The organism is Rhodococcus sp. NPDC003348, from assembly GCF_053589375.1.
Window position 1 is genome coordinate 62,203 of the sequence record NZ_JBSFRT010000031.1, and the last position, 14,772, is coordinate 76,974.

Consider the following 14,772-nt stretch of genomic DNA (forward strand, 5'->3'; position numbering starts at 1 on the left):
ACTACTTGCCGTACAACCGTTCCCAGTTCTCGCGGCTGGTCAGCTCCGGAACCGCCTCCCGGTACCGGCGGGACACGTCGGCGCCCTCGTCCCGGAGCCGCTTGAGGGTCCGCACCGCCCGGCGCAGCAGCGCCACCGCGGTCTCCTTGTTCCGCTGCCGGATTCGCACACCCGACTGGGAGGCGTCGGTGACGACCACGTGATCGAACAGCGCGATGTGCCACCAGTGAGCGTCCTCGCGCGGAATGTTCACCAGCCCGTGCTGCGTACGGCCGAGCCACTGGTTCAGTGCCCGCTTGGCCAGCACCACCCGCATCATGCTCGGTTCGCCGCCGGCCCGGCGGGTCACCAGCTCCGCGTCCCGGACCGGTGCCGTCGCGGCGTCGTGCTTGACCGTCTCCGGGTACGCGGCGCGCTCCGCGCGGATCGCGGCCATCGCCTCGATGCCGCCGTCCCGCAGGGCGTCCGGACCCTCGAGGAAGTCCTCGATCCCCCGCAGCGTGGTGGCGGCGAGGCCGTACTGCATCGCGACGAGGAACTCGGCGATGTGCCGGAAGAACATGCGCGAGAGCATCTTCGTGTCGAGTTCGCTGTGCAGGGCGCCGACGACCAGCGAGTTACGGGTGCTGAAGTAGCGGGCCCAGTCGTCGAAGTCCTTCCAGTAGAAGTCCGCGTGCCACACCGCCGCGTTCGGCAGGGTGACGGTGACGAACCCGGCCTCGCGGGCCCGGACCCCGTACTCGACGTCGTCCCACTGGAAGAAGATCGGGATCGGCAGGCCGATCTTCGCGACCACCTCGGCCGGGATCAGGCACGTCCACCAGGCGTTGTATCCGGCGTCGACGCGCCGTTCCTGGTTCTTCTTGAGCATGCTGGTGTTGCGGAGCGCCTTCGGCACCCGCTGCCCGTGCGCCAGGTGGGCCAGGTCCACGTCCTCGGCACCGACGTTGAGGAAGTCGGGGTTGAGCAGGAACAGCATCTGCGCGCCCACGAGGGTGGGTTCGACGGTGACGTTCGCGAACGCGTTCAGGCGCAGCACCGTCTCCGGTTCGCACAGGATGTCGTCGTCCATCAGGATCACGTCGGCGTGCTCGTTCGTCGCGGACACCTCGTACAGGCCGCGGGTGAACCCGCCCGCACCACCGAGGTTCGGCTGCTGGATGTAGTGCAGCTTGTCCCCGAACCGGGGCGCCACCTCGTTGAACAGGTCACGGTCACGAACCAGGTCGGTGCCCTGGTCGACGACGTAGACGGCGTCGATCGCGCCGAGCACCCGGTCGTCCGAGGCGAGCGCGGCGACCGTCTTCGAGCAGTCGTCGGCCCGGTTGAAGGTGCAGATCGCGATCGCGACCGGCCGGACAGTCTCCGGGGACTCGACCGTCCACTCGAGACGGTCGACGGTCAGCGGCCCGCCGAGCGCGTCGACCTCCACCCACAGCGCGCCGCCGTCGACGAACTTGTCGAGCGGCGCGGACAGCGTCACCGTCTGCTCCCCGCTGCGGGTCACGGTCTCGGTCACCCGGCGGTGCCCGGCGATGTCGGAGGCGACCAGGCGCACCCGGAACCGGCCCTCGGCGGCGACGTGCAGCGACACCTGCACCTCGGTGACGACGGTCCACCGCTGCCAGTAGCTGGCGGCGAAGCGGCCGAAGTAGGTGTTGGTGGACAGGGCCGCGCCCTTGCCGATGCGGATCGCGAGGCGCTCGCGCTCGGCGGAGCCCTTCACCGTCGCGTAGAGGTCGTCGGAGATGTTCTCCGACGGCCCGAGGAACACCCCTCGCTGGGCGAGCAGTCGCCCCGTCGCCGGGCGCGCGGTCAGCGCGGCGGTGTCGGCGGTGTCGGCGGTGGCCTCGGCCCCCGGAGTGAGTGCCTCGCGTGCGGGCTGCGCCATGTGATCCCCAACTGTTCTCGACCGGGCCGCGGCGCGCCTGGGCGCCGGGTGAAATCCGGGGGCCAGGATACCAACGCCCGCGCCGGGCCGAGCGGGGTCAGACGGCGGCCGGCTCCGGGGCGCGCTTGAAAACGAACTTGTCGTACGCCCAGAAGCGGAACACGACGGCGACGATCTGCCCGATCAGCGTTCCGGAGACGTTGTCGGCGAGCGGGCTGTCGAGGTTCAGCACGTACCGGGAGAAGCCCAGGCAGGCCAGCTGCAGGCCGATCGCGACGACGTTGAACAGGGCGTACAGCACCCACTGCTGCGCCGCGTTCCCGGACGGCCGGTGTTTGAAGGTCCAGTACTTGTTGCCGAAGTAGGTGACGACCGTCGCCACGCCGATCGCGATCAGTTTCGCGGGCAGCGGCGCGTGGAACATCGGGCCCTCGCCACCGAAGAACACCAACGCGTTGTAGACCCCGGCGTCGACGAGAAAGCCCAGGACACCGACCACGAGGAACGCGCCACCCTTCCGGAGCATTCCGGTCAGTTCGGCGACGGTGGGGACGGTCAAGGGCACCTCGCGACCCTACATTGTGGAAATCCGGCGGGTCTGGGCCGATTCTGTGTTAGTGGCCGTGTCGGCTAGCCTGCCTTCGCAGCGTATTCCCAGGAACTGGAGGAAACGAAGCGGTGGACACCTCCGAGCTTCGGATCGTCGCGATCGTCCCGTGCCACAACGAGCAGGCCGCGGTCGCGAAGGTCGTCAGCGATCTACGCACCGCCGTTCCAGGGATGACGGTCTATGTCTACGACAACCTGAGCACCGACGACACCGCCGCCGAGGCGCAGCGGGCGGGCGCGATCGTCCGCCGCGAGAACGTCAAGGGCAAGGGCAACGTGGTGCGGCGCGCGTTCGCCGACATCGAGGCCGACGTGTACGTCCTCATCGACGGCGACGACACCTACGACGCCTTCGCGACGCCGCGGATGATCGAGACGCTGATGTCCGGCCCCTACGACCACGTGCTCGGGGTCCGCCGCGAGATCGCGGACACCGAGGGCGCCTACCGCCCGGGCCACGAAACCGGGAACAAGGTGCTCAACGGCATCGTCGGCCAGGTGTTCGGCAACAACGTCAAGGACATGCTCAGCGGTTTCCGGGTGTTCTCCCGCCGGTTCGTCAAGAGCTTCCCCGCCGTCTCCCGCGAGTTCGAGATCGAAACCGAACTGACCGTGCACTCGCTGCACCTGCGGGTGCCGCAGACCGAGGTGGAGGTCGACTTCCGGGACCGTCCCGCGGGCAGCGAGTCGAAACTGCGGACCTACCGGGACGGCACCAAGATCCTGGCCCTGATCATCGGCCTGGCCCGGCACGAACGGCCGGTCGCGTTCTACGGCCTGTTCGGCACGCTGAGCCTGCTGGTGTCGCTGATCCTGGCGATCCCGATCGTGATCGAGTTCTACGACACCGGCCTCGTGCCCCGCTTCCCGACGCTGTTCCTCGCGTTCACCCTCGTGATCGTCGGCTGCCTGGCCTGGACCGCGGGCCTGATCCTCGACGGCATCCGCCGCTCCCGCCACGAGGCCGCCCGGTTGACGTACCTGCGCTACCCGGCGCTCGGCGAGCACTCGCGGGACTGCGCGGAATGAGCGACCGCCCGGCCACCGCCGACGAGACGACCGAACCGACGGTGACCGATGCGCTCCCCGTCGGCCTCCCTGCCACCGCAGCCGACACCGACACCGTCACCGAACCCGACGCGGCCGCCGCGCCCGAACCCGCCGGCGGGGCAGCCGTCACCGCGACCGATCCCGGCACCGCGGCGCCGGCCCGCCGGGTCCGCCGCTTCGGCGTCGCGTCGATCCTGTTCGTGGTGCTCGGGGCGATCTTCGGAACCGCGTTCGCCGTCCTCACACCGCCCTTCTGGGGACACGACGAGCTCACCCAGTTCGGTCGCGCCTACCAGGTCGCGGAGGGCGGGTTCCTGCCGCAGGAGATCCACGACGACCGCGCGGTCGCGTACGGCGGGCAGGTGCCGGCGAGCATCGACGCGCTGATGGACTTCGCGTTGACCGATTACCGCGAGAACGACAAGGAACCGGCGCCGATGGTCGCCGACCCGAGCGGCTACGACCGGCTCGAGGGCGCCGCCGTCGACGGGCCCCCGGTGGACGTGTGGTTCACCAACACCGCGGCCTACTCGCCCGTCCCCTACGCGCCCGTCGCGGCCGGACTCCGGGTCGCGGAGGCACTCGACCTCGACGTCGGCGGCACCCTCCTCGCCGCCCGCCTCGCCGGACTCGCCGCCTACCTGGCGCTCGCCGGGTTCGCGCTGCACGTGCTGCGCGGATCGCGGATCGCGTGGCTGGCGTTCACCCTGGCGCTGCTGCCGATCGCGATGTTCCAGGCCGGCACCGTCACCGCCGACACCGTGACCAACGGGATGGCACTGCTGTTCTCGGCACTGTTCGTCAAGGCGGTGTTCCTGCGCGACCGGCTGTCGAAGCCGGAGTCGCTGGTCCTGCTCGCCTCGGTGCTGGCGCTGCCGCTGTGCAAGCCGACGTACTTCCTGCTGGCGATGCTCGTCGTCTTCGTCCCGCGGGACCGGCTGGCGGGGTTGCCCGCGGTCCGCTGGGTGCCGCAGCTGACCGCCCTGGTGGGGCTGGGGCTGTTCGGGCTGTGGACGAAGATCTCCTCGGGCACCACCGAGGGCATGGGCCTGATGCGGCCGCAGAACCAGTGGTACTCGGTGATTCCGGCGGATCAGATGCAGGGCATCCTGTCCGATCCGCTCGGCTTCCTCGACACCTTCTACCGCACGCTGGTGTACCGCGACCAGCTGTACTTCGTGCAGTTCTTCGGCGAACTCGGTTTCGGGTACGTGGATGTGCCCGCGACCGCCATCGTGCTGGCGTTGACGGCGATCATCCTGGCTTTCGGGATCGCCGAGCGGCTCGACCCGCGCCGCTGGAGCACCACGGCCACCACCCTCGTGGTGCTGCTCAGCGTCGGGATGATCTTCGGCACCCTGTACCTGTCGTTCTCACCGGTCGGCTTCTACATCATCGACGGCGTGCAGGGCAGGTACTTCCTGCCGCTCGCGTTCGTCGGTTTCACCGTGCTGCTGCGCTGGATCCCGTTGCGCATCACCGTTTCCGACGGTCGCGCCCCGGGGCGCGGGGTGCCGATCGCGATCGCCCTGCTCACCGTCGGCTCACTGGTCGCGACGCTGCTCAAGTACAACACCGTCGTCTGGGGGTAGACACTCCGCGCCCGTGCGTCGTTTGGTTGCCAGGGCCACCAAAGTGCGCACGGGTGGCGCAGCGACTAGTTCCAGTTGATGCCCGTGGAGCCGATGGCAACCGATCCGAGCCCGGTGAGCCCGAAGCCCTCGACCAGGGAGCCGGTGTTGCCGACGCCGGTATTCGACGAGCCGGTGTTGACCGAGCCGACGTTGGTCGAGCCCGTGTTGGCCGAGCCGAGGTTCAGGTTTCCGGTGTTGGCGGACCCGCTGTTGCCGGTACCGGTGTTCGCCGACCCCACGTTTCCGGACCCGGTGTTCGCCGACCCGACGTTGCCCGACCCGGTGTTCGAGGAACCGACATTGCCGGAGCCCGTGTTCTGCGAACCCACGTTGTTGGATCCGGTGTTCTCCGGGCCGACGTTGAAGGAACCGGTGTTGTTCTCGCCGAGGTTGTTCGAGCCGATCGCGCTGGCGCTCGTGGCCGAGCCCCCGCCCATCGAGCCCCCGCCGACGGAGCCACCGCCGAGACCGAGGCTGCCCGCGACGTCCCGGCACGGCAGCACGGTGCCCGGAAGCGCGACCTGCACCAGCACCGCGACGTCGGAGAGCCCGAGCGGCGCGCACGCGTGGACGGCGGCCGCGGGGCTCAGCGAACCGGGGTCGACGGAGCCGTCGGCGTGAGCGAGCCCGGTACCGGTGAGTGCCAGTGCGGAAAGCGATGCGCCGACGACGAATGCGCGCCGGGTGCCGGTGGTCGTGCGAGTGACAGCCTTCATGGAGCGCTCCTTGCTCGAGCCAACTCTCAGTGAATCCGGTCATGTGGACGAAATCTCGTCTCGCGGTCGACCACGGTACCGCCGCGGGTGCGCTTGCGCGCGGCGAATCGCCGCGCGGCGCCGACCCGCGGCCTGGGGTCAACGCCAGACAGCGCGCGGCAAATCGATCGTCACTGTTCGGTGTCCGCGTAGAACGCCTCGGTCGCCGCCTTCTGCGGCCGCCACCACGACTCGTTCTCCCGATACCACTCGACCGTCGCCTCCAACCCCGCCCTGAAGTCCCGGTACCGCGGCGCCCAGCCGAGTTCTGTGCGAAGCAGCGTCGAGTCGATCGCGTACCGCAGGTCGTGACCGGGCCGGTCGGGGACGACGTCGAAATCGCCTGGGTCGCGCCCGAACAATTCCAGGAGCAGCGCGACGACGGTCCGGTTGTCCACCTCGCCGTCCGCCCCGATCAGGTACGTCTGCCCGGTCCGGCCGCGGTCGAGCACGTCCCACACCGCCCGGTTGTGGTCGTCGACGTGGATCCAGTCCCGCACGTTCCGGCCGCGGCCGTACAGCTTGGGGCGGCCGCCGTCGATCAGGTTGGTGATCTGCCGCGGAATGAACTTCTCCACGTGCTGGTACGGGCCGTAGTTGTTGGAGCAGTTCGAGATCGTCGCGCGGATCCCGAACGAGCGCACCCACGCGCGCACCAGCAGGTCGCTCGACGCCTTCGTCGACGAGTACGGGCTCGACGGGTTGTACGGGGTGGTCTCGGTGAACCGGGCCGGGTCGTCGAGTTCGAGGTCGCCGTACACCTCGTCGGTCGAGATGTGGTGATAGCGCACGTCGTGCCTGCGCACCGCCTCGAGCAGCGTGTAGGTGCCCATGATGTTGGTCTGCACGAACGGCAGCGGGTTCGCCAGCGAGTGGTCGTTGTGCGACTCGGCGGCGAAGTGCACCACCGCGTCGGATGCACCGACGAGCCCGTTCACGAGATCGGCGTCGGTGATGTTGCCGTGCACGAACGTGATTCGGTCGGCGACCGGTTCGAGGGAGGCGCGGTTGCCCGCGTAGGTGAGGGCGTCGAGGACGGTGACGTGGACGTCGGGCCATTCGGTGACGGTCTGGTGGACGAAGTTCGCACCGATGAATCCGGCACCGCCGGTGACGAGCAGCCTCATGGGGGTCAAGACTACCGACCGGGCGTGGGACACTGGCAGCCATGCGCGGAATCATTCTGGCCGGTGGGACGGGGTCCAGGCTGCACCCGATCACCCTCGGGGTGAGCAAACAACTGGTGCCCGTCTACGACAAGCCGATGATCTACTACCCGCTGTCCACACTGATGCTGGCCGGGATCCGCGACATCCTGGTGATCACCACCCCGGACGACGCACCGCAGTTCCACCGCCTGCTCGGCGACGGCTCGCAGTTCGGCGTCGCCATCAGCTACGCCGTGCAGCCCGAACCCAACGGCCTGGCGCAGGCGTTCGTGATCGGATCCGACCACGTCGGATCCGACACCGTCGCACTCGTCCTCGGCGACAACATCTTCTACGGCCCCCGTATCGGCACCCAACTGAGCCGATTCGAATCCCTCAGCGGCGGAGCCGTTTTCGCGTATCACGTGTCGGACCCGTCGGCATACGGCGTGATCGAGTTCGACGGCGACGGCCGCGCGGTATCGCTGGAGGAGAAGCCGAAGGTGCCGCGGTCCCAGTACGCGGTGCCGGGGCTGTACTTCTACGACAACGACGTCGTGTCCATCGCCCGGGACCTGCGCCCGTCCGACCGCGGTGAGTACGAGATCACCGACGTCAACCTCGCCTACCTCGAGGCCGGCCGACTGCAGGTCGAGGTGCTGCCCCGCGGCACGGCATGGCTCGACACCGGCACCTTCGACTCGCTGCTCGACGCGTCGAACTACGTCCGCACCATCGAGCAGCGGCAGGGCCTGAAGATCGGGGTGCCCGAAGAGGTCGCGTGGCGATGCGGGTTCATCGACGACGACGCGCTGCGCATCCGGGCCGAGCGCCTGGTCAAGTCCGGATACGGCAACTACCTGCTCGACCTGCTCGAGCGAGGCAAGGACGGGTGACGTGGAATTTCGTGAACTGAGCATCCCCGGCGCGTGGGAGATCACCCCCCGGCAGTTCGGCGACGACCGCGGCGTCTTCCTCGAATGGTTCAAGGACTCCGCCTTCCGGGACGCGGTCGGGCAGCCGCTGGAGCTGCGCCAGGCGAACTGCTCGGTGTCCGCGGCCGGGGTGCTGCGCGGGGTGCACTTCACCGACCACCCGCCCGGCCAGGCCAAGTACGTCACCTGCGTGCGCGGCGCGTTCCTCGACGTGATCGTCGACCTGCGCGTCGGCTCCCCCACCTTCGGAACCTGGGACTCGGTGCTGATCGACGACGTCGACCGCCGCGCGGTCTACCTGTCCGAAGGCCTCGGGCACGCGATCCTCTCGCTCGAGGACGCCTCGACGGTGATGTACCTGTGCTCGATCGAGTACACCCCTGCCCTGGACCGCGACCTGAATCCCCTCGACCCGGACCTGGCCATCGACTGGCCCACCGTCGGCCGCGACGGCCGCCCGCTCGACTACCAGCTGTCCGACAAGGACGCCGCCGCGCCGCCGCTGGCGCAGCTGCTCGCGGACGGGGTGCTGCCGACCTTCGCCCGGTGAGCGGCTCCGCTGTCGGCGAAACCGGGCATGCCGGCGGCCTCCACGGTGTTCCACCGGTCATGGCCGGTGACGACGAGGCGCTGGACGCCTACTCGGCGGTGGTGACCGGGGTGGCTCGACGGGTGCTGCCCAGCGTGGCCAGCCTGCGGGTGCGCCTGCCTCGGGGCACGGGCGCAGGCAGCGCGAGCGTGCTCACCGCCGACGGATTCCTGCTGACCAGCGCACACGTCGTCGGCGGTGCGTCGGCCGTCGAGGCGGCGTTCGCCGACGGCACCGAGATCCGGGCGGATGTCGTCGGCCGTGACGTGCTCTCCGACCTCGCGGTGCTACGTGCCCGCGGACCGGTGCCGCCCCCGCTCGACCAGGGAGACGCGGCACGGCTGCGCGTGGGCCAACTGGTCGTTGCGGTGGGCAATCCCCTCGGCCTGGCCGGCAGCGTGACCGCAGGCATCGTCTCCGGTCTGGGCCGCTCCCTGCCGACCAGCGAGGGACGCGTCGTCGACGAGGTGATCCAGACGGATGCGGCTCTGAATCCGGGCAACAGCGGGGGCGTGCTCGCCGACAGCGCGGGCCGGATGGTGGGGGTGAACACCGCGGTCGCCGGGATCGGCGTCGGCCTGGCGGTCCCGATCAACTCCACCACCCGCAGGATCATCGCGACGCTGATGTCCGCCGGGCGGGTGCGCCGGGCGTGGCTCGGCCTCGCCGGCGCCCAAACTCAGCTGCCTGCGGCGCTGGCCGCCCGGACCGGTCGTCGGACCGGCCTGCGGATCGCGCAGGTCGTCACGGGCAGTCCCGCCGATCGGGCCGGGCTGCGCACCGGCGACATCGTCGTCGCGGCCGGCGGCGCCGACGTCGCCACCGCGACCGCCCTGCAGTCGCTGATGATGGAGAACGCGATCGACCGCCCGGTGGAGATCACCGTCTGGCGGTCCGGGGCGCTCGTCGACGTGATCGCCGTGCCCCGCGAACTCAAGCCCGGCTCGTAGCGGTACGGCGGACGTGACGATTCCGACCTTCCCGGAACTCGTGGAATATCCCCGCAACGGAGTAGGTTGGACCGTGCGACAGCGTCCGGGCATACCCCGGGTACCAAATTATTTCGTCGCTGCGAGCGACCACTTGCCGAGAGGCGATATGGCGGGCGTTGTCGCCCCGAAGCCGTCGACACGTTGCGTGTCGGCGGCTTCACTCTTTCTGTCCTGACCGGCCCATCCCCTTCGCACGGCGGACCATCCCGCAGCCGGTCCCCAGACGCAGTACGGTCGTTGCACACCAGTGCGCAGATTGAGATGCGGGGTCATGAACAGCACACCGGACCGAACGCGACCGCAGCGCCGCCGCGTGTTGTCTGCCGTCCTGGTGCTCGTCGCGCTCGCCGGCCTGCTGCTCGTCGGACACGAACTACCGACACAGCCCACCCCGTCCGAGGTGCCGATCACGGCGGCGCCACCGCCACCGTCCCCGCCGGTACCGCTCGACCCGGCCGCGCTCGAGGCGCGAATGGTCCCGACCCTCGTAACCCTGAACGCGTCCGCGGGCGCACTCACCACCGCAGGCACCGGCATCCTGCTCAGCCCGGACGGCCTGGTGCTGACCAACCACCACGTCATCGACGGCGCCAACGACGTGAATGCGGTAGCCATGGCGACCGGCACCGGATACGACACCGAGATCCTCGGCTACGACCGGTTCCGCGACGTCGCGGTGCTGCGACTGCTCGGCGCGGACGGGCTGCCCGTCGCGCCGCTCGGCAGGTCCGCCGAACTGCGCCTGCAGGACGCGGTGACCGCGATCGGCAATGCCGACGGCGGCGGGGTGTTGCTGTCCGCGCCGGGCGTGGTCACCGGCCTCGGTGAGTCGGTGGTCGCCCGCAACTCCACCGACGGCAGCCGCAACCGGCTCACCGGGATGATCGAGGTGAACGCCGACATCCGGCCCGGTGACTCCGGCGGACCGCTCGTCGACGCCTATGGGCGGGTGGTCGGCGTCAGCACCGCGGGCAACACCGGCATGCGTCCCGATCCCGCCGAACCGACCACGGGCACCCCGATCCCGGTCGAGTCCTATGCGCTGCCCATCGACGACGCCGTCGCGATCGCCGAGCAGATCCGCACCGGGCGCTCCTCCGAGACCGTGCACGTCGGACCGACGCCGCTGCTCGGCGTCGCGGTCACCGACGTCGGGCAGACACAGGACGGCGCGAAGGTCGTCGCGGTCGGCGTGGACAGCCCGGCGGCGCAGGCCGGCCTGGTGCGCGGTGACGTCGTCGTCAGCTGGGACGGCCGCCCGATCCGCTCGCAGACGGACCTCACCGTCGAGATGACCGCCCGCAAACCCGGTGACCGGGTGGAACTCGGCTGGGTGGACGGCTCGGGACAGCGCCGCACCGCGACGCTGGTCCTCGCGACCGGAACCCCCTAGAGCTTGAAGATCACCGCGCGCTGGACGATGAAGTTGATCACCGTCGCGGTGCCCTGCGCGATGACGAAGGCCAGCGGCACACGCCACCAGGCGTCGTCGGGGAATTGACTGTTCAGCGCGGTGCTGATCCCGACCTGGACCGCGAACGTCACCGCGTACAGCGCGACGACGGCGATGAAGCGGGCCCGGCTCGGCTCGGCCTGGAAGGTCCAACGACGATTGAGCAGATACGCCGTGGTGGTACCGGCGACGAAGCTGATCGACTTCGCCACCACGAACGGCAACCCGGCCTTGAGCAGCACCACGAGCAGCCCGAAGTCCACGATGGCAGACAACCCGCCCGTCACTCCGAAGCGGATGATCTGCGTGATCAGCCCCACTCCCGGGGCGCCGGCCTCGTCGCGCAGTGGCAGATCGACGGCCGTCGGCAGATGCGGTTCGGGGGCATGCGGGGTTCCTGGCACGGGTCGAGGGTAGGCGACGGTCGCCGCCCGCTGTCGTCGAGCGTGCAGTTGTCGGGGCGTCGGCCGGGTGGCGGTGAAGCTCCCCCGAGCACGTCGTGCAGGGAGGCACCCCCAGGTGCACACTCGACGACAGCGGTCCGGCGAACCGCACGGATCTTGCCGCCCGAGTAACCTCTGTGGCGATGTCCACGACAGCAGACGAGGCGCCCACTGCCCCCGCGGCACCGCGGCCTCTGACCACCCAGACCCGAACCCTCACCGGATGGGGGCGCACCGCGCCCACCACCGCGGAGGTGCTCTCCACTCCCGACGTCGAGGTGATCGCAGCCGCGGTCGCCCAGGTCGCCGAGAAGAACGAGGGCAAGCCATCGCACCTGCGCCGCGGCGTCATCGCCCGCGGCCTCGGCCGTTCCTACGGCGACCCGGCCCAGAACGCGGGCGGCCTGGTCATCGACATGAATGCTCTGAACAAGATCCACCGGATCGACCGGGAGAGCGGCCTCGTCGAGGTCGACGCCGGCGTGAACCTGGACCAGCTGATGCGCGCGGCGCTGCCGTTCGGGCTGTGGGTTCCCGTCCTACCCGGCACCCGGCAGGTCACCATCGGCGGCGCCATCGGCTCCGACATCCACGGCAAGAACCACCACAGCGCCGGCAGCTTCGGCAACCACGTGGTCTCGCTGGACCTGCTCACCGCCGACGGGAAGGTCCGGACGCTGACCCCGAAGGGTGGCAGGCAGGACCCGAAGGGTGCGCTGTTCTGGGCGACGGTCGGCGGGATGGGCCTGACCGGGATCATCCTCAAGGCCACGATCCAGATGACGCACACCGAGACGGCGTACTTCATCGCCGACAGCGTGCGCACCAGCGGCCTCGACGAGACCATCGCCCTGCACAGCGACGGCTCCGAGAACAACTACGACTACTCGTCGGCGTGGTTCGACGCGATCTCCGCGCCGCCGAAGCTCGGTCGCGCCGCCGTCTCCCGCGGCTCGCTCGCCAAGCTCGACCAGCTGCCCGCGAAGCTGCAGAAGGATCCGCTGCGGTTCAACGCCAAGCCGCTGGTGACGTTCCCGGACATCTTCCCGAACGGCCTCGCCAACAAGTTCGACTTCACGATCGTCGGCGAGCTGTACTACCGGAAGACGAAGAACGCCACCGGGCAGGTTCAGAACCTGACCGCGTTCTATCACCCGCTCGACCTCTTCGGTGAGTGGAACCGCGCCTACGGTTCGAAGGGCTTCCTGCAGTACCAGTTCGTGGTGCCGACCGACGCGGTCGACGAGTTCAAGAAGATCATCGTCGACATCCAGCGGTCCGGGCACTACTCGTTCCTCAACGTGTTCAAGCTGTTCGGCGAGGGCAACCAGGCGCCGCTGAGCTTCCCGATGCGCGGCTGGAACGTCTGCGTCGACTTCCCGATCAAGGCCGGCCTGAACGAGTTCGTCACCGACCTCGACAGGCGCGTCCTCGAATTCGGCGGCCGGCTCTACACCGCGAAGGACTCGCGGACCAACGCCGAGACCTTCCACGCGATGTACCCGCGGATCGGCGAGTGGATCGCCACCCGCCGCAAGTACGACCCCACAGGCGTTTTCGCCTCCGACATGTCCAGAAGGCTGGAGCTGAACTGATGATCAACGCGGTGGGCAACCCCCAGACGCTGCTGCTGCTCGGCGGGACTTCCGAGATCGGCCTGGCCATCTGCGAGGAGTACCTGCGCAAGTCCCCGATGCGGGTGATCCTCGCCGCGCTGCCGGGTGATCCGCTGCGCGAGAAGGCCACCCAGCAGATGAAGAACGCCGGTGCCACCGAGGTCGACATCGTCGACTTCGACGCGCTCGACACCGAGTCGCACCCGAAGGTGATCGACGAGGCGTGGGCCAAGTCCGACGTCGACGTCGCCATCGTCGCGTTCGCCCTCGACGCCGACGCCGAGGAGCTGTGGCAGAACCAGCGCAAGGCGGTGCTGGTGGCGAATGTGAACTACACCGCGTCCGTCTCGGTCGGCGTGCTGCTCGCGGAGAAGATGAAGGCGCAGGGCTTCGGCCGGATCATCGCGATGTCCTCGGTGGCCGGCGAGCGCGTCAAGCGCGCCAACTTCGTCTACGGCTCCACCAAGGCCGGCCTGGACGGCTTCTACCTCGGTCTGAGCGAAGCGCTGGCCCCGTTCGGCCCGAAGGTGACGGTCGTCCGCCCCGGCATGGTGCGCACCCAGTTCAGCGCGCACGTCGACGAGGCACCGCTGACGGTGAACAAGGAGGATGTCGCCAAGCTGGCGGTCGCCGCGTCCGACAAGGGCAAGGAGATCGTCTGGGCGCCGGGCCCGTTCCGCTTCGTGATGATGGTGCTGCGGCACGTCCCGCGCGCGATCTTCCGCAAGCTGCCGGTCTAGTACCGCCGCGAACACCCGAACGGGAGTCCGCCGCACACCTTCTCGACAGGTGCGGCGAACTCCCGTTCGGCGTTTCGGGGCGTCAGGCGGCGATGACCTCGTCCGCGAACCGGCGGACCGCGTCGAGCCGGGCGGTGCGGCTGGTGAAATCGGCGCGGTAGAGGTACCAGGGCGAGACGCGGCACTCGGTGACGCCGATGTCCGCGAGCGCGCGATACTCGTCGAAATTCCGCACCCCGGTCGGGGACACGTTGATCTCGAACGGCTCACCGGCGCGACCGTTCTCGGCGCGGAGCTTCTCCAACCGCGTGATCGCGGTGGTCAACTCCTCCACCGGGACGTTGACGGAGATCCAGCCGTCGGCGAGACGCGCAGCGCGGCGCAGGCCGGGCTCGCTGTGGCCACCGACGTAGATCGGTACCGGCAGGTCTGGCGCCGGGCTGATCATCAGTCGGTCGAAATCGTAGTGTTTCCCGTGGAACTCGACCCACTGCGGACCGCCACCCGCACACACCGCCTTGACGATCTGGATCGCCTCGTCGGTGCGCGCACCTCGCGTGCGCATCTCGGTACCGGTGAACCGGAACTCCTCCGGAATCCACGACAGCCCGACGCCGACGGCGATGCGGTTGCCCGACATCACCGCCATGGTCGCGATCTGTTTGGCGGTCAGCAGCGGATCACGCAGCGGCAACTTCAGCACGTTGGTGTAGAAGCGCAGCCGCTCGGTGACCGCGGCCATCGCGGTCATCGCGATGAACGGGTCCGGCATCGGAGTCTCGCCCGACCACATGCGTTTGCCATCGGCCGTGTACGGATAGTCGGCCGACACCGTCTCCGGGTAGAACACCGAGTCCGGCATCGCGATCGAGTCGAACCCGACTTCCTCCGCGACCTGTGCGAGCTCGCACAGGTCG

The 14,772-nt window shown here is 69.3% G+C and carries 14 protein-coding genes; 8 read left to right on the plus strand and 6 right to left on the minus strand.

Annotation, left to right across the window (positions count from 1 at the left end; genetic code table 11):
• Position 1: 1 nt before the first annotated feature.
• Positions 2–1,891, minus strand: coding sequence for a glycosyltransferase (locus tag ACWDU4_RS19745; RefSeq protein WP_450115611.1), 1,890 nt, complete (start codon positions 1,889–1,891; stop codon positions 2–4).
• 97 nt (positions 1,892–1,988) lie between these two features.
• Positions 1,989–2,456, minus strand: a complete 468-nt coding sequence (locus tag ACWDU4_RS19750; protein ID WP_450115612.1) for a GtrA family protein — start codon at positions 2,454–2,456, stop codon at positions 1,989–1,991.
• 113 nt (positions 2,457–2,569) lie between these two features.
• Between ACWDU4_RS19750 and ACWDU4_RS19755 the strand changes: the two genes are divergently transcribed.
• Both ACWDU4_RS19755 and ACWDU4_RS19760 read left to right on the plus strand, forming a co-directional pair.
• Positions 2,570–3,529, plus strand: coding sequence for a glycosyltransferase (locus ACWDU4_RS19755; RefSeq protein ID WP_450115613.1), 960 nt, complete (start codon positions 2,570–2,572; stop codon positions 3,527–3,529).
• Positions 3,526–5,142, plus strand: coding sequence for a DUF2142 domain-containing protein (locus ACWDU4_RS19760; protein ID WP_450115614.1), 1,617 nt, complete (start codon positions 3,526–3,528; stop codon positions 5,140–5,142). The genes ACWDU4_RS19755 and ACWDU4_RS19760 overlap by 4 nt, the downstream gene beginning before the upstream one ends.
• A gap of 65 nt (positions 5,143–5,207) precedes the next feature.
• Here ACWDU4_RS19760 and ACWDU4_RS19765 read toward each other — a convergent pair whose 3' ends face one another.
• Together ACWDU4_RS19765 and rfbB are read right to left on the minus strand one after the other, a co-directional pair.
• Entirely contained in the window at positions 5,208–5,900 is a 693-nt protein-coding gene (locus tag ACWDU4_RS19765) for a pentapeptide repeat-containing protein (RefSeq protein ID WP_450115615.1), read from the minus strand.
• Between the two features lie 170 nt (positions 5,901–6,070).
• Entirely contained in the window at positions 6,071–7,066 is a 996-nt protein-coding gene (gene rfbB, locus ACWDU4_RS19770) for a dTDP-glucose 4,6-dehydratase (RefSeq protein ID WP_450115616.1), read from the minus strand.
• A gap of 41 nt (positions 7,067–7,107) precedes the next feature.
• Here rfbB and rfbA point away from each other — a divergent pair, with 41 nt between their 5' ends.
• The 4 genes from rfbA (at position 7,108) to ACWDU4_RS19790 (ending at position 10,996) form a co-directional block, all read left to right on the plus strand.
• Positions 7,108–7,983, plus strand: a complete 876-nt coding sequence (rfbA, locus tag ACWDU4_RS19775) for a glucose-1-phosphate thymidylyltransferase RfbA (protein ID WP_450115617.1) — start codon at positions 7,108–7,110, stop codon at positions 7,981–7,983.
• 1 nt (position 7,984) lies between these two features.
• Entirely contained in the window at positions 7,985–8,572 is a 588-nt protein-coding gene (locus ACWDU4_RS19780; protein WP_450115618.1) for a dTDP-4-dehydrorhamnose 3,5-epimerase family protein, read from the plus strand.
• A 59-nt stretch (positions 8,573–8,631) separates the two neighbouring features.
• A complete protein-coding gene (locus ACWDU4_RS19785) occupies positions 8,632–9,561 on the plus strand; it encodes a S1C family serine protease (protein ID WP_450115619.1) in 930 nt (309 codons plus the stop codon).
• Positions 9,562–9,874: 313 nt separating this feature from the next.
• Positions 9,875–10,996 carry a S1C family serine protease gene (locus ACWDU4_RS19790; RefSeq protein ID WP_450115620.1) on the plus strand — a complete coding sequence of 374 codons (1,122 nt, stop codon included), beginning with the start codon at positions 9,875–9,877 and terminating at the stop codon, positions 10,994–10,996.
• On the opposite strand, the gene ACWDU4_RS19795 is transcribed toward ACWDU4_RS19790, so the two are convergent.
• The gene (locus tag ACWDU4_RS19795; RefSeq protein WP_450115621.1) at positions 10,993–11,460 is read right to left on the minus strand and encodes a GtrA family protein; all 468 of its coding nucleotides are present in this window, start codon (positions 11,458–11,460) and stop codon (positions 10,993–10,995) included. The two genes, ACWDU4_RS19790 and ACWDU4_RS19795, sit on opposite strands and share 4 nt — an antisense overlap.
• 182 nt (positions 11,461–11,642) lie before the next feature.
• On the opposite strand from ACWDU4_RS19795, the gene ACWDU4_RS19800 reads away from it, so the two are divergent.
• Both ACWDU4_RS19800 and ACWDU4_RS19805 read left to right on the plus strand, forming a co-directional pair.
• Positions 11,643–13,094 (plus strand): FAD-binding protein, encoded by a 1,452-nt coding sequence (locus tag ACWDU4_RS19800; RefSeq protein ID WP_450115622.1) that lies wholly within the window; start codon positions 11,643–11,645, stop codon positions 13,092–13,094.
• Positions 13,094–13,855, plus strand: a complete 762-nt coding sequence (locus tag ACWDU4_RS19805; protein WP_450115623.1) for a decaprenylphospho-beta-D-erythro-pentofuranosid-2-ulose 2-reductase — start codon at positions 13,094–13,096, stop codon at positions 13,853–13,855. The genes ACWDU4_RS19800 and ACWDU4_RS19805 overlap by 1 nt, the downstream gene beginning before the upstream one ends.
• A gap of 82 nt (positions 13,856–13,937) precedes the next feature.
• Here ACWDU4_RS19805 and ACWDU4_RS19810 read toward each other — a convergent pair.
• Positions 13,938–14,772 (minus strand): TIGR03619 family F420-dependent LLM class oxidoreductase (locus tag ACWDU4_RS19810; RefSeq protein ID WP_450115624.1); only part of this gene is annotated, 835 nt, incomplete at its 5' end.

Coding starts and splice junctions, on each gene's coding strand:
- ACWDU4_RS19745 (WP_450115611.1), bottom strand. CDS start 1,891: ATGGCGCAGCCCGCACGCGAGGCACTCACTCCGGGGGCCGAGGCCACC.
- ACWDU4_RS19760 (WP_450115614.1), top strand. CDS start 3,526: ATGAGCGACCGCCCGGCCACCGCCGACGAGACGACCGAACCGACGGTG.
- ACWDU4_RS19765 (WP_450115615.1), bottom strand. CDS start 5,900: ATGAAGGCTGTCACTCGCACGACCACCGGCACCCGGCGCGCATTCGTC.
- rfbB (WP_450115616.1), bottom strand. CDS start 7,066: ATGAGGCTGCTCGTCACCGGCGGTGCCGGATTCATCGGTGCGAACTTC.
- rfbA (WP_450115617.1), top strand. CDS start 7,108: ATGCGCGGAATCATTCTGGCCGGTGGGACGGGGTCCAGGCTGCACCCG.
- ACWDU4_RS19785 (WP_450115619.1), top strand. CDS start 8,632: ATGGCCGGTGACGACGAGGCGCTGGACGCCTACTCGGCGGTGGTGACC.
- ACWDU4_RS19790 (WP_450115620.1), top strand. CDS start 9,875: ATGAACAGCACACCGGACCGAACGCGACCGCAGCGCCGCCGCGTGTTG.
- ACWDU4_RS19800 (WP_450115622.1), top strand. CDS start 11,643: ATGTCCACGACAGCAGACGAGGCGCCCACTGCCCCCGCGGCACCGCGG.
- ACWDU4_RS19805 (WP_450115623.1), top strand. CDS start 13,094: ATGATCAACGCGGTGGGCAACCCCCAGACGCTGCTGCTGCTCGGCGGG.